Source organism: Ensifer sp. ENS06, assembly GCF_014852205.1.
Classification (GTDB): Bacteria; Pseudomonadota; Alphaproteobacteria; order Rhizobiales; family Rhizobiaceae; genus Ensifer; species Ensifer adhaerens.
In genome coordinates, this window is record NZ_JACVBC010000015.1 from 61,464 (window position 1) to 86,358 (window position 24,895).

A 24,895-nucleotide genomic window follows, 5' to 3' on the forward strand; every position below is an offset into this window, starting at 1 on the left:
AAAAGCTTCGCGCTTATGGCCGCATGGGTCAATAAGGCTGTTCCGTCGATCGATAGAAAAAATCTATTGAGCCTGATTCCGCTCGCCGAGAATGCGTGCTTCGTGAAGCAAGGCCGACACCAGCGGCGTAAACGGCTCACGATGCGTCGCAACCAGGCCGACCGTGTGACGGGCGTCCGGATCGACGATCGGGATCATCCGGATATCTTCGTGAAAACCGAATGATTTCGCGACGTTGAATGGCATGATGCTGGCCCAGCGGCCGGTGCGCACATGCGAAAAAAGCACGATCATCGAGTTCGATTCGAGCGTCGGCTTGGCGACGGCACCGGCCTCCGAAAAATGCTGGTTGATGATGCGGCGGTTCTGCATATCGGCCGTCAATAGACAAAGCCGAACGTCGCTAACCTCTTTCCACGTCACGCTTTCCCGCTCCGAAAGCGGTGTTCCGGCGGCGGTGACGAGGTGATAGCGCTCGACCTGGAGCGGAACGCTCGTCACCCGGCCGAGCGGCTCGTTCTCCAGATAGGTGAGCCCCGCATCGATCTCGAGATTTTCGAGCAGCGCCAGGATCTGCACCGATGTCGTCGAGAGCACGGAAAAGGTGACATCAGGGTGCTTTTCCTGGAATGGCGCGGTGATCATCGGCACCATGGCAAGTGTCGTCGGCACCGCGGCCAGCCGGATATGGCCGGAAAGACCCTTGCGCGCCGCCCGCATCTCCTCACGCATGGTGCGGGTATCGCCGACGATGCGCCGCGCCCATTCGAGTACGCGCTGGCCCTCGGGCGTCAGGCCCTGAAAGCGCGACCCGCGGCTGACGAGCATGACGCCGAGCTGATCCTCAAGCTGGCGGATGGCCGCCGACAGCGTCGGTTGCGTCACCCCACACTCCTCCGCCGCGCGACCAAAATGCCTTTCGCGGGCGAGAACGAGGAACATTTCCAGCTTGTCGATCATGTCCGGCCTTCAGTTGTTGTGGCTCTGCCCCTCACCCTAACCCTCTCCCGCTTGCGGGACGTGGCGCTTCGCGAGGTCGCCCCTTCATGATGCAGGCCCCGAATGGAGTGGGGACGCGAGCGGGCGCCGCAGCCTTCCTTCTCCCCGCAAGCGAGGAGAAGGTGCCGGTAGGCGGATGAGGGGTAGCCGACTTCATCTACCGCTCAAACGATCAGCTGCCCGCCATTCACCTCCAGCACCTGCCCGGTGATGTAGCCCGACAGCGCATGCGAGGCGAGGAAGAGATAGGCGGGCGCGCAGTCTTCCGCCGTCCCGAGCCGACCAAGCGGAATGGTCTTGCGGGTCGCCTCCAGCTTCTCCGGCGATGAGTAGCGCTCGTGGAATTCGGTGGTGATCGTCCCCGGCGAAACGCAGTTGACCCGGATGCCCTCGGGCGCGAGTTCCCGCGCCAAGGCCTTGGAATAGGTGGAAACGAACGCCTTCGTCGCCGAATAGATCGACGATCCGGCGCTGCCGCCGGTAACCGCAGAGATCGAGACGGTGTTGACGATCGCCGGATGCGTACCCTTGCGCAACAGCGGCAGCATCGCCCGCGTCATCTCGACGACCGCGGTCTGGTTGAGCTGGACGACGGTCTGGTACTGCTCGTCGGACAGCTCCGCCGCCGGGAAGCGGCCGACCATCGTGCCGGCATTGTTGATGAGGATATCGATGCTCTCGAAGCGGCTGCGCACCACGTCGGCCAGCCCCTCGACACCATCCGGCGCGAGAAAATCCGCCGTCGCCACATAGGCCCGGCCTTCCGTCGCCGCAGATTCGAGAAAATCGGGCAGGTCGCCGATCGACCGGCCGGCATGGACGAGTACATGCGCGCCACAATTCAGGAACTGCCGGGCAACCTCGAGCCCGATGCCGCGCCCGGCACCGGTGATCACGACGGTCATGCCCTTGAACAAGGCCGGATGAAACATGTCTTTCCCCTCTTCACTCCTAAGGCAGGGTCGCCTATCGCCGTAGCGAATGCAACGCGCGCCGACACCCTGGACCCGCTGCGAAAGCGATTTCGCCGCAAACGCCGATTCTGAAATTGCGCGGCTTTCGTTTTTGCATATTATGAAACAAAACGAAAATGGGGAGGATGGAATGTATTTGACCGGTCGGCAGGAGGAGATCCTGGAACTGGCAAAAAGCGAGGGCCGGGTACTGGTCGAGGAGCTGGCGCAGCGCTTTTCTGTCACGCCGCAGACCATCCGAAAGGACCTGAACGACCTCTGCGACGCCAAGATCCTGAACCGCATTCATGGCGGCGCGATCTTCCCGAGCGGCAAGGAAAACGTCAAATACGACGCCCGCCGCCAGATCGCGGCACCGGAGAAACAGGCGATCGGCAAGGCCGCCGCCGAACTCATCCCCGACAACGCGTCGCTGTTCATCAATATCGGCACCACCACCGAAGCTGTGGGCGAGGCCCTGCTCGACCACAAGGAATTGATGGTCATCACCAACAACATCAATGTCGCCAATCGCTTACGCGTTTTCCCCTCGATCGAGGTGGTGATCACCGGCGGCGTCGTGCGCGGCTCGGACGGCGGCATCGTCGGCGAGGCCGCCGTCGATTTCATCAAGCAGTTCAAGGTCGACTTCGCCGTCATCGGCGCCTCGGCGATCGACCATGACGGCGCGCTGCTGGATTTCGATTTTCGCGAAGTGAAAGTCGCCCAGGCGATCATCGCCAATGCGCGCCATGTCATTCTGGTTTCCGACTCGACCAAATTCGAAAGAACCGCGCCTGTTCGCATCGGCCATATATCGCAGGTCCAGACCTTCATCACCGACCGCTGCACGCTCGAAAACGTCAGGAAAATCTGTGTTGAACAGGACGTTCGCCTGATCGAAACCGACGCCTGAAACGGGAGATTTAGCCACCCCTAAAGATTCGGGGAGCATTCGTTTGACATTCGATATGTTTTCGTTTTAACTGATTTCACTTTCGCTGACGCATCAATTTGTGCATCGCGAAATGTGGAGGGGAAACAGCAGTGTCAGAGCAGGCAATCTACGACGTCTTCGTCATCGGCGGCGGCATCAACGGATGCGGCATCGCGCGCGACGCGGTCGGCCGTGGGTACTCGGTCGCCTTGGCCGAAATGAACGATTTCGCTTCCGGCACGTCCTCCGGCTCCACCAAGCTCATTCACGGCGGCCTGCGCTACCTCGAACATTACGAATTCCGCCTCGTGCGCGAAGCGCTGATGGAGCGCGAGGTGCTGTGGGCAATGGCGCCGCACGTCATCTGGCCGATGCGCTTCGTGCTGCCCTATCACAAGGGCGGCCTGCGCCCGGCCTGGCTCATCCGCCTCGGCCTCTTCCTTTATGACCATATCGGCGGCCGCAAGCTGCTGCCGGCAACGGCGACGCTGGACATGAACCGCGATCCCGCCGGCAAACCGCTGAAGCGCCTGTTCAACAAGGCCTTCGAATATTCCGACGGCTGGGTCAACGACGCCCGCCTCGTGGTCTTGAATGCCCGCGACGCTGCCGACCGCGGCGCCGTCATCATGGCCCGTACCCGCGTCGTCGCTGCACGTCGCGACGGTGGGCTCTGGGCCATCGAAACCGAGAACCAGGCAACCGGCGAACGCAAGACGCTCAAGGCCCGCATGCTCATCAATGCCGCCGGCCCCTGGGTCGACGCGGTTCTCTCGGGCGCGCTCGGCAAGAACGACGTGCACAATGTCCGCCTCGTTCAGGGCAGCCACATCGTCGTGAAGAAGAAGTTCGACGATCCGCGCGCCTATTTCTTCCAGAACCCGGATGGCCGCATCATGTTCGCCATCCCTTACGAAGAAGACTTCACGCTGATCGGTACCACCGACCGCGACTACACCGGTAATCCGGGCGAGGTGCGCATCAGCGACGCGGAGGTCGACTATCTCTGCCGGGCAGCAAGCGAGTATTTCCTCGAGCCGGTGGAAAAGGACGACATCGTCTGGACCTATTCGGCCGTTCGCCCGCTTTACGACGACGGCGCCAGCAAGGCGCAGGAAGCGACGCGCGACTACGTGCTGCGGGTCGAGGGTGACAAGGGTGCGGCACCGCTGCTCAACGTCTTCGGCGGCAAGCTCACGACCTATCGCCGCCTCGGCGAATCCGCACTGGAAAAGATCGGCGAGGCGATCGGCGTCAAGGGTTCGAAATGGACCGCCGGCTCCAGGCTTCCGGGCGGCGATTTTCCCGCCCAGGGTTATGCCGACGAAGTCGCAAGACTGCGGAAGCAATATCCCTTCCTTGCGCCCCAGCATGCGCGTCGCCTCGTGCGCCTCTATGGCACGCGCGCCGCAGCACTTCTGGGTTCGGCGTCGAACGAGGCCGGTCTCGGCCACCATTTCGGCGCCGATCTCTACGAGGCCGAGGTCAAGTGGCTGATGACGCAGGAATGGGCGCGGCACGCCGAGGACGTGCTGTGGCGGCGCACGAAATTGGGATTGAAGCTGACGCCGGGCGAGGCGGCAGCGCTGGAGGAATACATGCGAGGCGCGGCCAACGCAGCCGCCTGACAACGCTCGCATTCAATGCATTTCCAACACGGGCGCGCGCGCCCGGAAATGCAGAAAACCGATGAGATAGAGCGTTTCCGCGCTGGGGTGGAAAACGCTCGGACTGCCGACAGGCTGGGTGGAGAATTCAATGCTTGAAATGAAGAAGATATCCAAGGTCGTAGGCGGGGAGACGCATATCTACCCGACCGACCTGGTGCTGGAGAGGGGGTCGCTGAACGTTCTGCTCGGCCCGACCCTTTCCGGCAAGACGTCGCTGATGCGGCTGATGGCCGGTCTCGACAAGCCCGCCTCCGGTTCGCTCCTTTTCGACGGCGCCGACGTCACCGGCCTGCCGGTGCAGAAGCGTTCGGTCGCCATGGTCTACCAGCAGTTCATCAACTATCCGGCGATGACCGTTTACGAAAACATCGCCTCACCGATGCGCATCAACGGCGCCGACACCGCCACCATCGACCGCGAGGTGCGCAAGGCGGCCGATCTGCTGAAGCTGACGCCTTATCTCGACCGCACGCCCTTGAACCTCTCAGGTGGCCAGCAGCAGCGCACGGCACTTGCCCGCGCCATCGTCAAGAACGCCGATCTGGTGCTGCTCGACGAGCCACTCGCCAACCTCGACTACAAGCTGCGCGAGGAACTGCGCGAGGAACTGCCGAAGATCTTCGCCGCCTCCGGCGCCATCTTCGTCTATGCGACGACCGAGCCTTCGGAAGCGCTGCTGCTCGGCGGCAACACCGCAGCCCTCAGCCAGGGCCGCATCACCCAGTTCGACAAGACAATCGACGTCTATCGCCGCCCGGTCGACCTGATCACCGCCCGCACCTTCGCCGATCCGCCGCTGAACTGCATCGAGCTGGTCAAAGCGGGCTCGGCCTTCACGCTCGACGGCAAGTCTGTGCTCACCGTCCCGGCACATCTGGCTGGCATCGGCAACGGTCCCTGCACCGTCGCGTTCCAGCCGCATCACCTGTCGTTTGACCGCCCGCAGGGTGGCGGCGATGCCCTGACGGTGAAGACGGCGATCTCCGAAATTGCCGGCTCCGAAAGCTTCATTCACGTCGGTTTTGCCAATGCGCGCTGGGTGATGCTGGCGCCGGGCATTCACGACATCGAACCCGACGCAACCCTCGAGGTCTTCGTCGATACCCGCCATCTCATGGCCTTCGGGCCGGACGGACGCGCCATCGGCGGCACGGCCTAAAGGAGGCGCTGGGAGGAAAACATGGCACGCATCAATCTCAACCATATCCGCCACGCCTATGGCGCCAAGCCGAAGTCGGAAAACGACTACGCGCTGAAGGAAGTGCACCACGAGTGGAACGACGGCGGCGCCTATGCGCTGCTCGGGCCCTCCGGCTGCGGCAAGACCACGCTGCTCAACATTATCTCTGGCCTGATCAACCCGTCCGAAGGCGAGATCCTCTTCGACGGCAAGGACGTGACGCATCTGTCGACCCAGGAACGCAACATCGCCCAGGTGTTCCAGTTCCCGGTCATCTACGACACGATGACGGTTTACGATAATCTGGCCTTCCCCTTGCGCAACCGGCATGTGCCGGAGGCCGAGGTCGACCGCCGCGTCAAGGAAACGATCGAGATGATCGGCCTTGGCGGCTGGGCGAAGAAGACGGCTCGGGGCCTCACCGCCGACCAGAAGCAGAAGATCTCGCTCGGCCGCGGCCTCGTGCGCAACGACGTCAGCGCGATCCTCTTCGACGAACCGCTGACGGTCATCGATCCGGAAATGAAGTGGGTGCTGCGCTCACAGATCAAGCGCCTGCACAAGCAGTTCGGCTTCACCATGGTCTACGTCACCCACGACCAGACCGAGGCGCTGACCTTCGCCGACAAGGTCGTCGTCATGTATGACGGCCAGATCGTGCAGATCGGCACGCCGGCGGAACTCTTCGAGCGCCCGCGCCACACCTTTGTCGGCTACTTCATCGGCTCGCCGGGCATGAACGTGCTGCCGGTCAAGCTCGACGGCGGCACCGCGACGATCGGCGGCGAGCAGTTGGGCCTCACCTTCCAGCCCAAGGTCAAGGCCGGCGCCAAGACCGAGCTCGGCATCCGCCCGGAATTCGTCTCGCTCGGTCGCGAAGGCATGCCGGTCGCGATCACCAAGGTCGAGGATATCGGCCGCCACAAGATCGTGCGCGCCCGTTTTGCCGACCAGCCGATCTCGATCATCGTCGACGAGGACGGCGAGATCCCCGCCGAGCCGCGCGTCACCTTCGATCCGAAAGCCATCAATATCTACGCCGATTCCTGGCGCGTCGGCGAGGAGGCCTGACCATGGAGAAAACCTGGAACAACAAGGCCTGGTTCATGGTGCTGCCGGTCCTCGTGCTGGTCGCCTTCTCGGCCGTCATCCCGCTGATGACCGTCGTCAACTATTCGGTCCAGGACACCTTCGGCAACAACCAGTTCTTCTGGGCCGGCACCGACTGGTACGTGCAGGTGCTGACGTCGGACCGCTTCTGGGACGCGCTCAGCCGCAACCTGATCTTCTCGGCGATCATTCTGGCGATCGAAATCCCGCTCGGCATCATCATCGCGCTCAACATGCCGAAGAAGGGTCTCGGCGTGCCGGTCTGCCTCGTCCTGATGGCGCTGCCGCTCTTGATCCCGTGGAACGTCGTCGGCACCATCTGGCAGGTCTTCGGCCGCGTCGACATCGGCCTGCTCGGCCGCACGCTCGAAGCGATCGGCATCAACTACAATTACGTGCAGAACCCCGTTGCCGCCTGGGTCACGCTGATCGTCATGGACGTCTGGCACTGGACGAGCCTCGTCGTCCTGCTCTGCTATGCCGGTCTCGTCTCGATCCCCGACGCCTATTACCAGGCGGCCAAGATCGACGGCGCCTCGCGCTGGTCGGTGTTCCGCTACATCCAGCTGCCGAAGATGAAGCGCGTGCTTTTGATCGCCTTCCTGCTGCGGTTCATGGATAGCTTCATGATCTACACCGAGCCCTTCGTCGTCACCGGCGGCGGTCCCGGCAACTCGACAACCTTCCTGTCCATCGACCTCGTCAAAACGGCCATCGGCCAGTTCGACCTCGGTCCGGCGGCAGCGCTATCGATCATCTACTTCCTCATCATCCTGCTGCTCTCGTGGATCTTCTACACCGTGATGACCACGAGCGACGCGCAGGGCTGACAAAGGCGGGAGGAGAAACAAAATGCAAAAACAACCACTTACCGAACGCCTCTCCTGGCTGGTGCCGACGGTCTACATCGTCTTCCTGCTCCTGCCGATCTATTGGCTCGTCAACATGAGCTTCAAGGAAACGAGCGAGATCCTGAGCACCTTCTCGCTCTGGCCGGTCAATCCGACGCTCCGGAACTACCAGGTGATCTTCACCGACCCCTCCTGGTACAACGGCTACATCAACTCGATCATCTACGTCGTCATGAACACGGTGATCTCGGTGACGGCAGCGCTGCCGGCGGCCTACGCCTTCTCGCGCTACCGCTTCCTCGGCGACAAGCACCTGTTCTTCTGGCTCTTGACCAACCGCATGGCGCCGCCGGCCGTCTTCGCGCTGCCCTTCTTCCAGCTCTATTCGGCCTTCGGCCTGATCGACACGCACATCGCGGTTGCCCTTGCGCACTGCCTGTTCAACGTGCCGCTCGCGGTCTGGATCCTGGAAGGCTTCATGTCGGGCGTGCCGAAGGAGATCGACGAGACCGCCTATATCGACGGTTACTCGTTCCCGCGCTTCTTCGTGAAGATCTTCATGCCGCTGATCGCCTCGGGCATCGGTGTCGCTGCGTTTTTCTGCTTCATGTTCTCCTGGGTCGAACTGCTGCTTGCCCGCACGCTGACGACCACGGACGCCAAGCCGATCGCCGCCACCATGACCCGCACGGTCTCCGCCTCCGGTCTCGACTGGGGCGTGCTGGCGGCCGCCGGCGTGCTCACCATCATTCCGGGCGCACTCGTGATCTATTTCGTTCGCAACTACATCGCCAAGGGCTTTGCCCTGGGGAGGGTATGATGACCGCTCAACCCGTTCGCAACGCCCGCTGGCAACTGCCGTTTGCCGCCGTTCTCGTCGTCTACGCCGCCGTTGCCGGGCTGCTCTTCAGCATGCTGCCCATCAAGGACGGCGCGCGCGACTGGTTCGCGCCGCTCATCCCCGGTGGCTGGATGGCCTGGTCGTTTCCGTCGGCCATGTTCTTCCTGACGATCTTCGCACTGCTGTCGATGATGGCGGTCTGGGAATATGCCTCGCCCGGTGGCAACCCGCGCGTCGGCATCCTGCGCTTCGAGACGACACGGGGCGATCGCCTCTTCGTGTCACTGCTCGGCAGCGCCTTCATTCACCTCGCATGGCTCGGCTTCGTCGGCGGGCAGAACCTGTGGTGGGCGCTCGCGCTCTCCCTGGTCTATGCCGTCGGCGTCTTCCGCTACGTCTGAGGCGAACCGATTTGAGGGGCCGCCAGACGGGCGGCCCCTCGAAAGATAAAGAACCGCATTCGCAAACCTAAGGGAGGGAATTATGCGACGGCATCTTTTGACTACGACGGCAGCTATGCTGCTGGCTTTCACCGGCAGCGCTTTTGCCGGCATGGACGAAGCCAAGAAATTCCTCGACAGCGAGATCGGCGACATGTCCTCGCTCGACCGCGCCGGCCAGGAAGCCGAAATGCAGTGGTTCGTCGATGCAGCGAAACCCTTTGCCGGCATGGAAATCAAGGTCGTTTCCGAAACGATCACCACTCATGAATACGAATCGAAGACCCTGGCCAAGGCCTTCTCCGACATCACCGGCATCAAGATCACCCACGACCTGATCGGCGAAGGTGACGTCGTCGAAAAGCTGCAGACGCAGATGCAGTCGGGCGAAAACGTCTATGACGCCTACATCAACGACTCGGATCTGATCGGCACCCATTGGCGCTACCAGCAGGCCCGCAGCCTGACCGACTTCATGGCCAATGAAGGCAAGGACGTCACCAACCCGAACCTCGACATCGACGACTTCATCGGCAAGTCGTTCACGACAGCACCGGACGGCAAGCTCTACCAGCTTCCCGACCAGCAGTTCGCGAACCTCTACTGGTTCCGCTACGACTGGTTCAACGACGAGAAGAACAAGGCGGACTTCAAGGCGAAGTACGGCTACGACCTCGGCGTTCCGGTCAACTGGTCGGCCTATGAGGATATCGCCGAGTTCTTCACCGGTCGCGAAGTCGACGGCAAGAAAGTCTATGGCCACATGGACTACGGCAAGAAGGACCCGTCGCTCGGCTGGCGCTTCACCGACGCCTGGCTGTCGATGGCCGGCAACGGCGACAAGGGCATCCCGAACGGCAAGCCGGTCGACGAGTGGGGCATCAAGGTCGACGAAAACTCGCGTCCGGTCGGCTCCTGCGTTGCCCGCGGTGGCGACACCAACGGCCCGGCCGCTGTCTACTCCATCCAGAAGTATCTCGACTGGATGAAGGCCTACGCACCGGCAGCTGCGCAGGGCATGACCTTCTCGGAATCCGGCCCGGTTCCGTCGCAGGGCGAAGTCGCCCAGCAGATGTTCACCTACACGGCGTTCACCGCCGACTTCGTCAAGCCGGGCCTGCCCGTCGTCAACGAGGACGGCACGCCGAAGTGGCGTTTTGCTCCGAGCCCGCATGGCGTCTACTGGAAGGACGGCATGAAGCTCGGTTACCAGGACGCCGGTTCCTGGACGCTGCTGAAGTCCACGCCTGACGACCGCGCCAAGGCCGCCTGGCTCTATGCGCAGTTCGTGACCTCGAAGACCGTCGACGTGAAGAAGAGCCATGTCGGCCTCACCTTCATCCGCCAGTCGACGCTCGACCACAAGAGCTTCACGGACCGCGCTCCGAAGCTCGGCGGTCTGATCGAGTTCTACCGTTCGCCGGCCCGCCTGCAGTGGTCGCCGACCGGCACGAACGTTCCTGACTATCCGAAGCTGGCTCAGCTTTGGTGGCAGGCGATCGGCGATGCATCCTCGGGTGCCAAGACCGCTCAGGAAGCCATGGACTCGCTGTGCGCCGAGCAGGAGAAGGTTCTCTCCCGTCTCGAACGCTCGGGCGTTCAGGGCGACATCGGTCCGAAGCTCGCCGAAGAGCACGATCTCGAGTACTGGAACAAGGATGCCGTTTCCAAGGGCAACCTCGCTCCGCAGCTGAAGATCGAGAACGAGAAGGAAAAGCCGCAGACCGTCAACTACGACGATCTGGTCAAGAGCTGGCAGAAGTAAGAAACCAACGGCCGCCTGCAAAACGGGCGGCCCTCTCCTCGGGAGATGCGGCACCGGGGTCGGCAACGGCCCCGGTATTTCTTTGCCCATGGGCGTGAAAGGACCTGTCGCGCCTACATGTGAGCAAGCCGCAGGCGTCCGGATTTCTCGGATCGTCGCTTGTCGAAGATGGCCCTGACCGCCTGCGTCGAGCCATCATCCATCCGCACGCTCATATCCATGTGGAGATGCTCGTCGACGATCGTGATGCGGATGTCGAACGGCTTGCCGCGATAGCGGCCGGCGCCGGCCTCGTTCCAGCGCCCGATGCCCGCAGCGCTCGAACCGCCGCCGACGCGCCCGAGATGGGTCACCGCGAACCATCCATCCCTCCCCGTCACCTTCAGCACGGGGCCGTTCCGCCGGATCTCGACCGAGCAGCTCTCGCAGTCACCGGCGCCGGACGTGACCTGCTGCCATTGCCCCTGGAAGCTGACGCCGCTCGCCCCGGCGACCGCCGGCCAGAGAACGATCAGCAGCGCGAAAAGCGCACGACAGGGAGACGAAAAGGCCAATCTGCAAGATTTCATCGACATGATCCCAAACGAACCGCGGCGGAGCCTTCGCACCCGGCGCGACGAACCATCGTCGCTTCGCATTGCAGCAACGTTGCATCGTTGCTAGGATCAAGCTGTTCGTTGGCGCGCCTTGAGGCCTTCTTCGGCAATACCTGCCCGGTCGGAGCCGTTCGACGGTCAAATCCGAACCTTTCCCGCCCCGATCACCCCTCGACAATTTCCCCCGAAATCCGGAAAGTGTTTTCGTTCCGGCGATACTTGCGACATTCTGTCTCGACAACCGAAGATAGCGTTTCCCCTGTTGGAGGACGGGGGGGCCGGACTGGTCGATGTAATGGGAGGAGGAACCATGAGCGACGTTTCCAGCATACACCCGGTGGACGAGAGGCTGCCCGTGGGCAGACTTGCGACCCTCGGGTTGCAGCATGTCCTTGTCATGTATGGCGGCGCCGTCGCGGTGCCCCTGATCGTCGGCCGCGCCTTGCAGCTCAGCCCCCAGGACGTCGCTTTCCTGATTTCCGCCGATCTTTTCGTTTGCGGCCTCGTCACCATCATCCAGTCGCTTGGCCTCGGCCGCAGCATCGGCATCCGGCTTCCGGTCATGATGGGCGTTACTTTCGCCTCGGTCGGCCCGATGGTCTCGATGGCGGCGATGACACCCGGGCAAGAGGGTGCTCGGATGATCTTCGGCGCCATCATCGGCGCCGGCCTCGTCGCGCTCCTGCTCGCGCCGGTCATGGGCCGGCTTCTGAGGTTCTTCCCCCCCGTCGTCACCGGCACGATCATTCTCGTCATCGGCGTTTCGCTGATGCGCGTCGGTGTGAACTGGATCTTCGGCAATCCCTTCGGTCCGACCGCACCCAAGCTCGTCGATCCGAGCCATGCGGAATGGCTGGCGGAGCTCAAGAAGGCCGCGGCCACCGGAGGCCCGGCGGTACCGGACGGCCTGGTGCTTGGCGCCAGCGTCCCGAACCCGCTCTACGCCGAGCCGAGCCACATTGCGCTGGCCGGCTTCGTGCTTCTCTCCATTCTCGTGATTGCACGCTTCGGCCGCGGACTGATCAGCAACATCGCGGTGCTGACCGGCGTCGTCGTCGGCTGCGTCGTCGCCGCAGCACTCGGCATGATGCATTTCGACCGGGTGGCCGATGCCGGCTGGTTTGCGGTGGTCACGCCGCTGCGCTTCGGCATGCCGATCTTCGATCCGGTGCTGATCGCCACCATGTCGCTCGTGATGATCGTCGTGATGATCGAATCGACCGGCATGTTCCTGGCACTCGGCGAAATCACCAATCGCGAAGTCTCGCGGCAGCAGTTGACGGCGGGGCTCAGGGTCGATGGCCTCGGCACCATGATCGGCGGCCTGTTCAACACCTTCCCCTACACGAGCTTCTCGCAGAATGTCGGGCTTGTCGGCGTCACCGGCGTCAAGAGCCGCTACGTCTGCGTGATGGGGGGCGTCATCATGATCGCGCTCGGACTGATCCCGAAGATGGGCGCACTGGTCGAAGCGGTTCCGACCTTCGTGCTCGGTGGCGCCGGCCTGGTGATGTTCGGCATGGTCGCTGCGACCGGCGTGCGCATCCTGTCGACCGTCGACTTCAAGTCGTCGCGCAACAACCTGTTCGTGGTCGCCGTCTCGGTCGGCTTCGGCCTGATCCCGCTGATCGCGCCGAACTTCCTGATCTGGCTGCCGCATGCGATCCACCCGATCATCGAGTCCGGCATCGTGCTTGCCTCGATCTCGGCCGTCGTGCTCAACGCCTTCTTCAATGGCCTCAGCTTCGAAAGCACAGCCAGCGTCAACGCGGCCAAGCTCGCCGACAACCATTGAGCCACCCGCAATCACGGAACCCCGGCTTTCCCGCGAAAGCCGGGGTTTCGCTTTTCCACATCTCGGAGGATCCCGATACTTCGATCGCCAACGAAGCATCCGCCGTAAGCGTCGCGCTAGAACGATGGCAACAATGACGACACAAGGATGCGATCCCGATGGCCAAGACCAACCTTTCTCTCGAACTCCTGCTGCTTCTTGCGCTCGCAACGCTCTGGGGCGCCTCCTACACCTTCATCAAGATCGGCATCGAGACCATTCCGCCGGTTACGCTGATTGCCGCCCGCACCCTGATTGCCGGCGCGCTTCTTCTTGCCGTTCTGCGCTGGCGTGGTCTCAGCCTGCCGCGTGACGCGGCGACCTGGCGGCGCTTCCTGTTCCAGGCCTGCCTCAACAGCGTTGTGCCCTTCACGCTGATCGCCTGGGCCGAGCAGACGATCGATGCCGGCATCGCCTCGATCCTCAATGCGACGACGCCGATCTTCGCCTTCCTGATGACGGCGCTGATCACCCGCCACGAAGCGGTCACGGCCCGCAAGCTCGTTGGCATCGTCGCCGGCATGACCGGCATCAGCCTGATCATCGGCATGGAGGCCTTCGGCGGCCTCGGGGAACAGTTGCTGCCACAGTTGGCCGTGGTGCTCGCCACCGTCTGCTACGCGGGCGCCGCCATCTTCGGTCGCGGCTTCAAGGGACTCGACCCGATGATGCCCGCCGCCGGCTCGTTGATCGCAGGTGCTGCCCTGCTGATCCCGGTAAGCCTCGTCGTCGACAGGCCCTGGGCGCTTGCGCCGTCGACGGAGTCGCTGCTGGCACTGCTCGGCCTCGCCGTCTTCTCGACCGCCCTTGCCTTTGCCATCTACTTCCGGCTGATCCAGACACTGGGCTCGGTCGGCGCCACGGCACAGGCCTATCTGCGCGTGCCGATCGGCGTTGCCATCGGCGCGCTCTTCCTCGGCGAACGGCTGTCGGACACCGCCTGGATCGGCCTTGGCTGCGTCATCGTCGGGGTCGCGGCCATGACCATTCCGGCGCGGCGACGCGTCGCCGCGACGATCGCCGACCGCGGCTGAGGCCACTTACGGATAAAGAGAAGAGATTGCGCGCGCCGTCTGGCGCGCCATTGCCGACGCCTCAGTCCTTGCGCTTGCGGCAGTAGAGTTCCAGCCGGTGACGTACGAGGTCATAGCCGAGTTCGGCGGCGATTTCCGCCTGAAGCTGCTCGATCTTGTCGGAGCGGAACTCGATCACCGCACCGGTGTCGATATCGATCAGATGATCGTGGTGCGGCGCGTCGGCGGTCTCAAAGCGAGCGGTCGCACTCTCAAAGGCATGGCGCTGCACCACGCCCTGTTGCTCAAGCGCAGACAACGTCCGGTAGACCGTCGATAGCGAGACGGTGGCGTCGATTTCCTTCGCCCGGCGATGCAGTTCGTTTGCATCCGGATGGTCTTCGGCGGTGGCGAGGATCTTCAGAATAGCGGCACGCTGGCGCGTCACGCGCACGCCGCCATCCCTCAACACGCCTTCCAGTTCTTCGACACGATTCTTGTTCTGTTTCATGGTCGTACACTAGCCAAGGGCACGGCCTTTGAAAATAGCCAGTTGCGAATGCTTCTCATTTGCATTGACTTATGCAAATCATTCCCCTACTCCTGTGAGCATCAACATCTGGGAGTAGAGAATGATCGATCAGACGAGGCGCGCGATCCTGGCGGCAATGACGGCCGTCGCAGCCATTGCGCTCGTTCCAGGCGCCGCTTACGCGCAGGAGAAATTCAAGGCAGTGACGACTTTTACGGTCATTGCCGACATGGCAAAGAACGTCGCGGGCGACGCGGCCATCGTCGAATCGATCACCAAGCCGGGCGCCGAGATCCACAACTACCAGCCGACGCCGCGCGATATCCTGAAGGCGCATGACGCCAAGCTGATCCTCTGGAATGGCCTGAACCTGGAGCGCTGGTTCGAGAAATTCTTCCAGAACTTCGACGATGTTCCCGGTGTCGTCGTCTCGACCGGCATCGACCCCATGGGCATTGCCGAGGGCCCCTATACCGGCAAGCCCAATCCGCATGCCTGGATGTCGCCATCGGCCGCGTTGATCTATGTCGACAACATCCGCGACGCCTTCGTGAAGTACGACCCTGATAATGCCGAGACCTACAAGGCCAATGCCGAGGCCTATAAGCAGAAGATCGAGGCGACCATTGCACCGATCCGCGCCGAGATCGCCAAGATCCCCGAGGACAAGCGCTGGCTGGTCTCGAGCGAAGGCGCCTTCAGCTACCTGATCCGCGATTTCGGAATGAAGGAACTCTATCTCTGGCCGATCAACGCCGACCAGCAGGGTACCCCGCAGCAGGTCCGCAAGGTGATCGACGCCGTCCGGGCGAACCATATCCCGGTCGTCTTCTCCGAAAGCACGATTTCGCCGGACCCGGCAGAACAAGTGGCGCGCGAGACCGGTGCAAAATACGGCGGTGTGCTCTACGTTGATTCCTTGAGCGAAGCGGACGGCCCGGTTCCGACCTATGTCGACCTGCTGCGCGTCACATCGGAAACCATCGCCAAGGGTCTTGCACAATGAACCTTCAGGTGAAGACGCGCTCCGGGCCAGCACCTTCTTCCGGTGAGCAAGGAAGCGGCATCCGCGTCGCGGGTGCCACCGTCACCTACCGCAACGGCCTGCGGGCGCTGCGTGACGCCAGCTTCGAGATCCCGACCGGCACGATCACTGCGCTCGTCGGCGTCAACGGCAGCGGCAAGTCGACGCTGTTCAAGGCGATCATGGGCTTTGCCCGCCTGTCGCGCGGCGAGATCGCGATCCTCGGTCTTTCCGTGCCGGACGCGCTGAAGAAAAACCTCGTCGCCTATGTGCCGCAGGCCGAAGAAGTCGACTGGAACTTCCCGGTGCTGGTCGAGGACGTGGTCATGATGGGCCGTTACGGCCACATGAACATGTTGCGCATCCCGAAGAAAGTCGATCACGAAGCGGTCGAGGCAGCCCTTGCCCGCGTCGGCATGAGCGACTACCGCAAGCGCCAGATCGGCGAACTCTCCGGCGGCCAGAAGAAGCGCGTCTTCCTCGCACGCGCCCTTGCCCAGGACGGCAAGGTCATCCTGCTCGACGAACCCTTCACCGGCGTCGACGTCAAAACCGAGGACGCGATCATTCGGCTTTTGATCGGCCTTCGCGACGAGGGCCGGGTCATGCTGGTCTCGACCCACAATCTCGGCAGCGTACCGGAATTCTGCGACCGCACCGTGCTTCTGAAGAACACCGTGCTCGCCTATGGCCCGACCGAGACGACCTTCACCCGCGAGAACCTCGAGCTCGCCTTCGGTGGCGTGCTGCGGCACTTCGTGCTCGGCGGCGATAGCCTGCACGACGACGCCGATCCCCGCCAGCTTGCCGTCATCACCGACGACGAGCGTCCGCTCGTCATGTATGGCGACAAGGACCGCATGGTGGCGCAACCGGCAAAGCCCGAGACCAACGGGGAACAGAACGGCAAATGATCGCCACGCTCTCCGAACCCTTCACCTACGGCTACATGCTCAACGCCATGTGGGTGAGCGCACTGGTCGGCGGCGTCTGCGCCTTCCTGTCCTCCTATCTGATGCTGAAAGGCTGGTCGCTGATCGGCGACGCGCTCTCGCACTCGATTGTGCCCGGCGTTGCCGGCGCCTACATGCTCGGCCTGCCCTTCTCGCTCGGCGCCTTCTTCTCCGGCGCCCTTGCCGCCGGCGCCATGCTGTTTCTCAATCAGCGCACAAGGCTCAAGGAAGACACGATCATCGGGCTGATCTTCACCTCCTTCTTCGGCCTCGGCCTCTTCATGGTCTCGCTGTCGCCGACGTCGGTGAACATCCAGACAATCGTGCTCGGCAACATCCTGGCGATCACGCCCGCCGACACGCTGCAACTGGCGATCATCGGCATCGTCTCGCTGGTCATCCTGACGGCCAAGTGGAAGGACCTGATGGTGACCTTCTTCGACGAGAGCCACGCCCGCTCGATCGGCATCCCGACGACCTTCCTCAAGGTCTTGTTCTTCACGCTGCTTTCGGCCTGCACGGTCGCGGCCCTCCAGACCGTCGGCGCCTTTCTCGTCATCGCCATGGTCGTAACACCGGGCGCCACCGCCTATTTGCTGACGGATCGTTTTCCGCGGCTGATCCTCATCAGCGTCGCCATCGGCACGCTGACGAGCTTCTTCGGCGCCTATTTCAGCTATTTCCTCGATGGCGCCACCGGCGGCATCATCATCGTGCTGCAGACGCTGATCTTCCTGACGGCCTTCGTCTTTGCCCCGAAGCACGGGCTTCTGGCCGCCCGCCGGCGCGGCGCCGAACCGGTGGAGGCCGGCCGATGATCTCGCTCGACATGATGCTTGCCGTGTTCGAATTCGAGTTCATGCGCAACGCGCTTTTGATCTCGGTGCTGGTGGCGATCCCGACCGCGATGCTCTCCTGCTTCCTGGTGCTGAAGGGCTGGTCGCTGATGGGCGATGCGATCTCACATGCCGTCTTTCCCGGCGTGGTGATCTCCTACATCGTCGGCCTGCCGCTCGCCGTCGGCGCCTTTGCCGCCGGCATGTCCTGCGCGCTGCTCACCGGCTATCTCAAGGAAAACAGCCGCATCAAGCAGGATACCGTCATGGGCGTGGTCTTCTCCGGCATGTTCGGTTTCGGCTTGGTGCTCTACACCAAGATCCAGAGCGACGTGCACCTCGATCACATCCTCTTCGGGGACATGCTCGGCATCGGCTGGCCGGACATTGTCGAGACCGGCGCGATCGCGCTCGTCGCCGCCGGCATCCTCGCGGTCAAGTGGCGGGATTTCCTGCTGCATGCCTTCGACCCGGCCCAGGCCAAGGCGGTCGGCCTGCCGGTCAACTGGCTGCACTATGGGCTGCTGGCGATCCTGTCGCTGACGATTGTCGGTGCGCTGAAGGCGGTGGGGCTGATCCTCGCCATCGCCATGCTGATCGCGCCCGGCGCCATCGCCTTCCTGATCACCCGGACAATGGGCATGATGCTCATCGTCGCCGTGCTGATCGCGATGACGGCGTCCTTCACCGGCGTCTATCTGTCCTTCTTCATCGACAGCGCGCCGGCGCCGACCATCGTGCTCCTGATGACCGCAATGTTCCTGATGGCCTTCGCCTGGTCGTCCTGGCGGACCTACCGCAACGAAGCCCGGCGCGTGGCGGCCGAATGAAAAAGAGGCTCCCCTTGGCGGGGGAGCCTCTTGCCTTTTCTCAGTGGCTCGGATGCAGCGCGTCGTTGAGATACATGCAGGTCAGCATGGTGAAGATATAGGCCTGGATCAGGGCCATCAGCAGCTCCAGCCCCGTCAGCGCCACCGTCATCAGCAGGGGCATGATCGCCGCCAGAATGCCAAGCGCGCCGAAACCGCTCAAGCCCACGACGAAGCCGGCGAAAACCTTGAGCGTGATATGACCGGCGAGCATGACCGCGAACAGACGGACTGAGTGGCTGACCGGGCGCGACAGGTAGGAGACCACCTCGATCGGGATGATGATCGGTGCCAGGATCAACGGCACGCCTGAGGGCATGAACAGCCTGAGAAAGCCGAGGCCGTGCCGGTAGAGGCCATAGAGCGTGACCGTCAGGAACACCAGCATCGCCAGCGCGAAGGTGACGGCGATATGGCTCGTTACCGTGAAGGCATAGGGAAACATGCCGATCAGGTTGGCGGTCAGGATGAACATGAACAGCGAGAACACCAGCGGGAAGAAGCGCATGCCCTTTTCGCCGGCGTTGTCGCGCAAAGTCTTTGCCGCAAACTCATAGAGGATTTCGGCAGCCGACTGCGCCCGGTTCGGCACGAGGCCGCGTCTCCTGGTCGACAGGATCAGGAAGAGGCTGGCGATCGCGATCGTCAGCACCATGTAGGCGGCCGAGTTGGTAAAGCTGATCTGGTGGCCGCCGACTTCGGCGATCGGGAAGAGCGACTTGATCTCAAATTGTTCGATGGGTCCGGCCATCATCAACCTCGTGCGTTGGTGACGAAACGTCGGCGGCGCGCGCAGGCGGCCACCTGCGCGCTTCAATATGTTGGGAAAGCGATCGGCGGCCGAGATCGTTCCACGAAACGATGGCTTCCGGCGGGGCAATCGGGCTGCTCGATGAAGGAATTGGTCACGCGGACGTGCCGCGGGCTACGGGGCTGCATGGTACGATCGTCTCCAATATCTCGGTCGAGATAATGGGGCCGTCCCCAGGCGAAACACCGACGCGGGTCGTCCCGCGTGCGCCTGACCTAGAGGCAATTTGCGCCGGGGTCAAGTCGGCGCTTGGCCGCCGCCCAACCGGTCTCAGCCGTAGCGACGGTGATCCGCAAGCACCTCGTCGATCACCACGCGCTGCTTTGCCTTTTCGCTCGCGGGCGCGCCAGTCATGTCGGCAAGGACGATCAGCGCCTTCCACAGGGTCCAGCCGCGGCCGCGCGCCCAGGCGCCGCGATCGAGAGCCATGCCGTCGCGGAAAACCTCGCGGCTCTCGCCGTCGAAAAACGTCCAGGCGATCGCCAGATCGCAGGCCGGATCCCCGACGCCGGAGGTGCCGAAGTCGATGACGCCGCTCAAGCTGCCGTTCTCGACCAGCAGGTTGCCCCAGGCGATATCGCCGTGAAACCAGACAGGCGCTCCTTCGAAAGGCGCGGCAAGTGCGGCCTCCCACACCTCTGCTGCCACTGTCGTATCGACATTGTCCGCAAGCAGCGTGAGCGCCTGACGCGTCTGCGCGTCATAGAAGGCGGGCGGCCCGCCGCGATGGAAATTGTGATCGCCGGGCAAGGGTGCCCCGATGGCATCCGCTTGCATCAGCGCGCGCAGGAACCGCGCCAGGTCCTTCGCCACCTGACTGATATCGTCGACCCGCTCGACAGCCAGTGTTTGCCCGGGGAGATAACGATAGACCGACCAGGGCCAGGGAAAACCTTCTCCCGGCACGCCCTTGCCGAGAGGCACCGGAATGGGCAGCGGCAGTTGCGACGCCAGCAGCGGCAGCCAGCGATGTTCCTTTTCCACCTGCAAAACGTAGTGCTCGGCGCTCGGCAACCGGACGGTCATCCGGTCGCCGAGGCGAAACGTCCTGTTATCCCAGCCGCCCGGTTCGATCGGCCGTACGTCGAGTTCCGACCATTGCGGAAACTGCGCCGCGAGCAGCCGGCGCACCAGCGGTACGTCGATCGAGGGAGTTGCGGATGTCAGCTCTGTCATGACGAACGTACGTCCCGTTTGAATGTCTGCGGACGCAAGCTATGCAATCGCTTCCGGATTTCAACTTTTTAGTTCACGCCAACAACCATTCACCGGCGCGTTGTGCCGGGATGCAATAGTCGCCGCGCGGTTATCGGCGGTTGCATATTGCCGCCGCGACGGATTTCGAGGATGAAGGAAGCTTGGACATCTTGCTAGCCTGAGATCATGGAAACCCGGCAGACCGATCGCCCTTCGCTGGAGGCTCCGCAGCTCATCGCCCATCATCGGGCGGGCGAGGCTGCATGAGCACGGCCAAGGGCAAGACGCCCGCCGGCAAGCCGGCCCGCAGCACCGGTCTGCGCTTCTTCATCGTGGCCCTGCTGCTGATCGTCACCGCCATCGTCGCGACGGCCCTGCTCGCCAACGAGCAGCGCAATCTGAAAAGGGTTCTGCTCGCATTCGGCCTGCCGACGACCTTCCTCGAACGGGGAAAGCCAGACGAGACGACGGGCACGAAGCGCGCGAGGCGCGTGCCACCGCGCATCGCCCTGCCCGCCTGGATCTTCCAGGATCTGCAGACGCCGGAGCAGCCGTTCCTGCGCGCCATCCGCAGCGACCCCAAGGCGCTTTGCGACGAGTTGCGCGACGCCGGCTTTCGGGAACTCGAATGGAAATCGAGCGCCGGCGAACAGGCTCAATGGGAATGCTCCTCGCTCATTTCCTTCCCCCGGCCGGGCGAGGACAAACCCTCCTCGATCTTCATCTTCGTCAAGGGCAGCGGCGAGGAAGAGATCTCATCGTTCCGGGTCAAGCTCAACATCGAGCGCCAGGAGGACAGCCAGGCGGTGACGACGGCGGCGGCGCGCGCGGCATCCGTGTTCCTCGACCACGTGCGCTGGGCGGATGCGGCCAGCGTCACCTTGCAGATCCAGGCGCTGAGGGAATTCGACCTCAAGCGCTTCGGCAGCCGCATCCAGCTCAAGCGTGAATCCGACGAGGAGACGCAGCGCTACAATTTCCTCGCCAATCAACCCGCCCGCGCCCGCCCGAAGAACATTGCCGAACAATATTTCGACCGCAGCAAGTGGCTCGCCTATGGCGATGGCAGCCTGCGCAGTTTCGTTCGGGGACCGAGCGCCTGGAACGCTCCAGCCAAGGTGCCCGACGGAACGGGTAGCAACAAAGAGGAATCCGCGCCGTCCGTTAGCCCACCCTGACGGCCGCGTCGCTTGTCGCTTGAGCCGAAGGACGGCCTAGCGGTCGATCCGCGTCGAGAGGATGATCGACGACAGCGTCCGGTCGACACCGTCGATTTCGCCGATCCGATCGATCAGCAGGTCGAGTTCGCTGATCGACATCGCGGCGACCACGGCGATCAGGTCGAAGCTGCCGCTGACCGAATGCAGCGTCTGGATTTCCCGGATGGCGCTCAGTTCCGGGGTCACGCGCGAGAGCGCCCGCGGCGCAATGGTGATCAGCACATGCGCCTTGACCAGCCCCTTCTCGTAGCTTTCCGAGAGGCGCACGCCATAGCCGGCGATGATGCCTTCGCGCTCCAACCGCTCGATACGGGCCTGCACCGTCGTGCGCGACAGACCAAGCCTTCGGGCAATCGTCGCCGTCGGCATGCGGGCGTTCTCGCTCAAGATGGCGAGAAGCTCGCGATCCTTGTCGGTGATCTGCATTTCGTCTGTCCTGTTGGGCAATCTGCCGAATTTAGATAGGCGATTTAGTCATATTAGCGCTTCAAATCAACAGTCCCTCCCTCGACAATAGAGACACAAACAGTTCTCATACCCCGGGGGAAAGAATGAAGAATATCGTCGTCATCGGAGCAGGCAAGATCGGCTCCACCATCGCTCGCATGCTGGCCCACACCGGCGACTACAGCGTCTGCGTCGCCGACCGCGCCGCCGAGCAGCTGGAACAGGTCGAAAAGCATGCCGCGATCACGACGGCAACCGTCGACATCGGCGACAAGAAGGCGCTCGTCGCCCTTCTCTCCGGCAAGTTCGCCGTGCTCAGCGCCGCTCCGTTCCACCTGACGGTCGCAATCGCCGAAGCCGCTGCCGAAGCCGGCATCCACTACCTGGATCTTACCGAAGACGTCGAATCCACCCGCCAGGTCAAGGCGATCGCCGCCAAGGCGAACACCGCCTTCATCCCCCAGTGCGGCCTCGCACCGGGCTTCATCTCGATCGTCGCCAACGATCTCGCCAGCCGCTTCCAGACGCTGGAAAGCGTGCGCATGCGCGTCGGCGCCCTGCCGCAGTACCCATCGAACGCTCTGAACTACAACCTCACCTGGAGCACCGACGGCGTCATCAACGAATACATCGAGCCCTGCGAGGCGATCGTTGAGAGCAACCTGATCGAAGTTCCGGCCATGGAAGAACGCGAAGAATTCTCGCTTGATGGCGTCACCTACGAAGCCTTCAACACCTCGGGCGGCCTCGGCACGCTCTGCGAAACGCTGAAGGGCAAGGTCCGCACGCTGAACTACAAGACGATCCGCTACCCGGGTCACGCCGCCATCATGAAGGCGCTGCTGAACGACCTCGGCCTGCGTCACCGCCGCGAAGTCCTCAAGGACATCTTCGAAAATTCGCTGCCGACCACCACCCAGGACGTCGTCGTGATCTTCGTTACCGTTTCGGGCTTCCGCGACGGTCGCCTGATCCAGGAAACCTACGCCAACAAGGTCTATAGCGGCGTCGTTGCCGGTCGCATGCAGAGCGGCATCCAGATCACCACGGCCGGCAGCATCTGCGCCGTGCTCGATCTGCTCGCCGAAGGCAAGATCGCCCAGAAGGGTTTCGTTCGTCAGGAAGACATCGGCCTCGACACCTTCCTCGCCAACCGCTTCGGTCACTACTACGCCCAGAAGGGCGAGAGCGCGCGCGTCGCCGGCTGAGCCAATCAGTCCTGATGCGCCGACTTCAATGCCCGGGTTCAGCCCGGGTATTTTTCGTTTCACGGTCCGCCAACGATGCGATGCGCTTAGTTGCGGCCGAATTCGTCCTCGATGCGAACGGTGTCGTCGTCGCCGAGATAGGAGCCGGTCTGCACCTCGATCAGCTCCAGCGGAATCTTGCCCGGATTGTGCAGCCGGTGCACCGTGCCCTGCGGAATGAACACCGACTCGTTCTCGTGCAGGAGCCGCGTCTCGCCGCCCATGGTGACCTCCGCCATGCCGCGCACGACGATCCAGTGCTCGGCGCGGTGATGGTGCTTCTGCAGGGAGATTTTCTTGCCGGGCGTCACACGCAGCCGCTTCACCGAGAAGCGCTCGCCGTCGGAAAGCGCGGCCACCGCGCCCCAGGGGCGGTAGGAGGTCGGGTGCACCTCCGTCAGCGCCGCGGTTTTGGGAGAACGCGCCAGCGCCTTGACGATATGGCCGACGCTCTGGCTGTCGTCCAGCCGCCCGACATAGACGGCGTCCTCGCCGGCAATGACGGCCACGTCTTCCAACCCCTGCACCGCCAGGTGAATGTCGCGTGACAGAACCAGCGAGTTGCGGGTGTTCGACACCGTCGCCCGGTCCGTGACGACATTGCCGTCGTCATCCTTGCGCCCGGTCTTCCACACCGCATCCCAGCTTCCGAGATCCGACCAGGGGAAGGACGACGGCACAACGGCTGCATGGTCGGTCTTTTCGAACACGGCGTAGTCGACGGAAATATCCGGAGCGGCTGCGAAGCTCTCGCCGTGCAGCCGGGTGAAATCGAGATCCTTGTAGGCACCTTCGACGGCAGCCTTCGCTGCGTCGAAGACTTCGGGCGCAAAGCGCTTCAACTCGTCGAGAAAGAGCATTACTGGCAGCATGAACAGGCCGGAGTTCCAGAGATAGCGCCCGGTCGCGATCATCGCCTCGGCTTTCGCCCGATCCGGCTTCTCGACAAAACGCACCACCCGGTTCGTACCTTCGGCCAGCTCGTCGCCACACTCGATATAGCCGTAACCGGTGGCCGGCTCGGTCGGCGTGATGCCGAAGGTCACCAGCTCTCCCCGCCCGGCGGCCTCCTGCGCTCGCAGGATGCAGTCCTCGTAGAGGACGCCGGCATCGATCTCGTGATCGGAGGCAAGCACCTGCATGATCGCCCCTTCGCCGTAGCGGCCAAGGACTGCAAAGGCGGCGGCGGCAAGGGCCGGTGCGGTGTTGCGCGCCACCGGCTCCAAGAGGATGTCGCCGAGCTCAGCCTCGATCGTACGGGCCTGCTCGGCGACGATGAAGCGAAAGTCGCTGTTGGTGACGACGATGGCAGGTTCGTATCGCGTGCGGTCGCCCACGCGTTCGAGCGTCTGCTGGAACAGCGATCGCTCGGAAAGAATCTGCAGGAACTGCTTGGGCGCGGCGGAGCGCGAGAGCGGCCACAGTCGGGTGCCCTTTCCGCCGGCCATGATGACAGGAACAATCTTCGACGTCATGCCAGCGGTCTCTCTTCCTAGGCTGAACGATGCCGGCTCAGTACAGCAGCTCTAATGAAGAATGGCTAAAGCGGCCGGTCCGGCTGCTATTGGTT

Annotated in this window: 24 protein-coding genes; 16 read left to right on the forward strand and 8 right to left on the reverse strand. The window is 63.0% G+C overall.

Features of this window, described 5'->3' with window-relative positions; genetic code table 11:
* Positions 1-63: 63 nt before the first annotated feature.
* Positions 64-960 (reverse strand): LysR family transcriptional regulator, encoded by an 897-nt coding sequence (locus IB279_RS31405; protein WP_060521374.1) that lies wholly within the window; start codon positions 958-960, stop codon positions 64-66.
* 203 nt (positions 961-1,163) lie between these two features.
* Positions 1,164-1,931, reverse strand: a complete 768-nt coding sequence (locus IB279_RS31410; protein WP_112771769.1) for an SDR family NAD(P)-dependent oxidoreductase — start codon at positions 1,929-1,931, stop codon at positions 1,164-1,166.
* 172 nt (positions 1,932-2,103) lie between these two features.
* Between IB279_RS31410 and IB279_RS31415 the strand changes: the two genes are divergently transcribed.
* From IB279_RS31415 to IB279_RS31450, 8 genes are all read left to right on the forward strand, one after another.
* Positions 2,104-2,868 (forward strand): DeoR/GlpR family DNA-binding transcription regulator, encoded by a 765-nt coding sequence (locus IB279_RS31415; RefSeq protein ID WP_034802440.1) that lies wholly within the window; start codon positions 2,104-2,106, stop codon positions 2,866-2,868.
* A gap of 131 nt (positions 2,869-2,999) precedes the next feature.
* On the forward strand, positions 3,000-4,517 hold the full coding sequence (gene glpD, locus IB279_RS31420; protein ID WP_034802443.1) for a glycerol-3-phosphate dehydrogenase: 1,518 nt from the start codon (positions 3,000-3,002) through the stop codon (positions 4,515-4,517).
* A gap of 130 nt (positions 4,518-4,647) precedes the next feature.
* A complete protein-coding gene (locus IB279_RS31425) occupies positions 4,648-5,718 on the forward strand; it encodes an ABC transporter ATP-binding protein (protein ID WP_112771767.1) in 1,071 nt (356 codons plus the stop codon).
* A 21-nt stretch (positions 5,719-5,739) separates the two neighbouring features.
* On the forward strand, positions 5,740-6,810 hold the full coding sequence (locus IB279_RS31430) for an ABC transporter ATP-binding protein (RefSeq protein ID WP_034802449.1): 1,071 nt from the start codon (positions 5,740-5,742) through the stop codon (positions 6,808-6,810).
* 2 nt (positions 6,811-6,812) lie between these two features.
* Positions 6,813-7,679, forward strand: coding sequence for a carbohydrate ABC transporter permease (locus tag IB279_RS31435; protein ID WP_034802451.1), 867 nt, complete (start codon positions 6,813-6,815; stop codon positions 7,677-7,679).
* Positions 7,680-7,701: 22 nt separating this feature from the next.
* Positions 7,702-8,520, forward strand: a complete 819-nt coding sequence (locus IB279_RS31440) for a carbohydrate ABC transporter permease (protein ID WP_034802454.1) — start codon at positions 7,702-7,704, stop codon at positions 8,518-8,520.
* Complete coding sequence (locus tag IB279_RS31445; RefSeq protein WP_034802456.1) at positions 8,520-8,942, forward strand: DUF2160 domain-containing protein; 423 nt, start codon at positions 8,520-8,522, stop codon at positions 8,940-8,942. The genes IB279_RS31440 and IB279_RS31445 overlap by 1 nt, the downstream gene beginning before the upstream one ends.
* A gap of 82 nt (positions 8,943-9,024) precedes the next feature.
* On the forward strand, positions 9,025-10,746 hold the full coding sequence (locus IB279_RS31450; RefSeq protein WP_034802459.1) for an ABC transporter substrate-binding protein: 1,722 nt from the start codon (positions 9,025-9,027) through the stop codon (positions 10,744-10,746).
* A 113-nt stretch (positions 10,747-10,859) separates the two neighbouring features.
* Here the strand turns inward: IB279_RS31450 and IB279_RS31455 are convergent, their stop codons facing one another.
* Positions 10,860-11,315 carry a hypothetical protein gene (locus IB279_RS31455; protein WP_143556345.1) on the reverse strand — a complete coding sequence of 152 codons (456 nt, stop codon included), beginning with the start codon at positions 11,313-11,315 and terminating at the stop codon, positions 10,860-10,862.
* A 337-nt stretch (positions 11,316-11,652) separates the two neighbouring features.
* Here IB279_RS31455 and IB279_RS31460 point away from each other — a divergent pair, with 337 nt between their 5' ends.
* Both IB279_RS31460 and IB279_RS31465 read left to right on the forward strand, forming a co-directional pair.
* On the forward strand, positions 11,653-13,137 hold the full coding sequence (locus IB279_RS31460) for a nucleobase:cation symporter-2 family protein (RefSeq protein WP_112771766.1): 1,485 nt from the start codon (positions 11,653-11,655) through the stop codon (positions 13,135-13,137).
* Positions 13,138-13,295: 158 nt separating this feature from the next.
* On the forward strand, positions 13,296-14,210 hold the full coding sequence (locus IB279_RS31465) for a DMT family transporter (RefSeq protein ID WP_112771765.1): 915 nt from the start codon (positions 13,296-13,298) through the stop codon (positions 14,208-14,210).
* Positions 14,211-14,271: 61 nt separating this feature from the next.
* Here IB279_RS31465 and IB279_RS31470 read toward each other — a convergent pair whose 3' ends face one another.
* Entirely contained in the window at positions 14,272-14,700 is a 429-nt protein-coding gene (locus IB279_RS31470; RefSeq protein WP_034802472.1) for a Fur family transcriptional regulator, read from the reverse strand.
* 121 nt (positions 14,701-14,821) lie between these two features.
* Between IB279_RS31470 and IB279_RS31475 the strand changes: the two genes are divergently transcribed.
* From IB279_RS31475 to IB279_RS31490, 4 genes are read left to right on the forward strand one after another with little or no spacing between them, the layout of a single operon-like run.
* The gene (locus IB279_RS31475) at positions 14,822-15,727 is read left to right on the forward strand and encodes a metal ABC transporter substrate-binding protein (protein WP_034802475.1); all 906 of its coding nucleotides are present in this window, start codon (positions 14,822-14,824) and stop codon (positions 15,725-15,727) included.
* Positions 15,724-16,659 carry a manganese/iron ABC transporter ATP-binding protein gene (locus IB279_RS31480; RefSeq protein ID WP_034802478.1) on the forward strand — a complete coding sequence of 312 codons (936 nt, stop codon included), beginning with the start codon at positions 15,724-15,726 and terminating at the stop codon, positions 16,657-16,659. Before IB279_RS31475 ends, IB279_RS31480 begins: the two co-directional genes overlap by 4 nt.
* Positions 16,656-17,516 (forward strand): metal ABC transporter permease, encoded by an 861-nt coding sequence (locus IB279_RS31485; protein WP_112771764.1) that lies wholly within the window; start codon positions 16,656-16,658, stop codon positions 17,514-17,516. Before IB279_RS31480 ends, IB279_RS31485 begins: the two co-directional genes overlap by 4 nt.
* Positions 17,513-18,364 carry a metal ABC transporter permease gene (locus IB279_RS31490; protein WP_060611074.1) on the forward strand — a complete coding sequence of 284 codons (852 nt, stop codon included), beginning with the start codon at positions 17,513-17,515 and terminating at the stop codon, positions 18,362-18,364. Before IB279_RS31485 ends, IB279_RS31490 begins: the two co-directional genes overlap by 4 nt.
* A gap of 40 nt (positions 18,365-18,404) precedes the next feature.
* Here the strand turns inward: IB279_RS31490 and IB279_RS31495 are convergent, their stop codons facing one another.
* Both IB279_RS31495 and IB279_RS31500 read right to left on the reverse strand, forming a co-directional pair.
* Positions 18,405-19,154 carry a F0F1 ATP synthase subunit A gene (locus IB279_RS31495; RefSeq protein ID WP_090295342.1) on the reverse strand — a complete coding sequence of 250 codons (750 nt, stop codon included), beginning with the start codon at positions 19,152-19,154 and terminating at the stop codon, positions 18,405-18,407.
* Positions 19,155-19,484: 330 nt separating this feature from the next.
* The gene (locus tag IB279_RS31500; protein WP_112771763.1) at positions 19,485-20,390 is read right to left on the reverse strand and encodes an aminoglycoside phosphotransferase family protein; all 906 of its coding nucleotides are present in this window, start codon (positions 20,388-20,390) and stop codon (positions 19,485-19,487) included.
* 284 nt (positions 20,391-20,674) lie between these two features.
* Here IB279_RS31500 and IB279_RS31505 point away from each other — a divergent pair, with 284 nt between their 5' ends.
* Positions 20,675-21,589: a DUF6030 family protein gene (locus IB279_RS31505; protein WP_234824476.1), complete on the forward strand. Its 915-nt coding sequence runs from the start codon at positions 20,675-20,677 to the stop codon at positions 21,587-21,589.
* Between the two features lie 36 nt (positions 21,590-21,625).
* Here the strand turns inward: IB279_RS31505 and IB279_RS31510 are convergent, their stop codons facing one another.
* Positions 21,626-22,057: an Lrp/AsnC family transcriptional regulator gene (locus IB279_RS31510; RefSeq protein ID WP_034802493.1), complete on the reverse strand. Its 432-nt coding sequence runs from the start codon at positions 22,055-22,057 to the stop codon at positions 21,626-21,628.
* 125 nt (positions 22,058-22,182) lie between these two features.
* Here IB279_RS31510 and IB279_RS31515 point away from each other — a divergent pair, with 125 nt between their 5' ends.
* Positions 22,183-23,286: a saccharopine dehydrogenase family protein gene (locus IB279_RS31515; RefSeq protein WP_034802496.1), complete on the forward strand. Its 1,104-nt coding sequence runs from the start codon at positions 22,183-22,185 to the stop codon at positions 23,284-23,286.
* An 86-nt stretch (positions 23,287-23,372) separates the two neighbouring features.
* Here IB279_RS31515 and IB279_RS31520 read toward each other — a convergent pair whose 3' ends face one another.
* A complete protein-coding gene (locus tag IB279_RS31520) occupies positions 23,373-24,800 on the reverse strand; it encodes a mannose-1-phosphate guanylyltransferase/mannose-6-phosphate isomerase (protein ID WP_192340502.1) in 1,428 nt (475 codons plus the stop codon).
* Positions 24,801-24,895 lie beyond the last annotated feature (95 nt).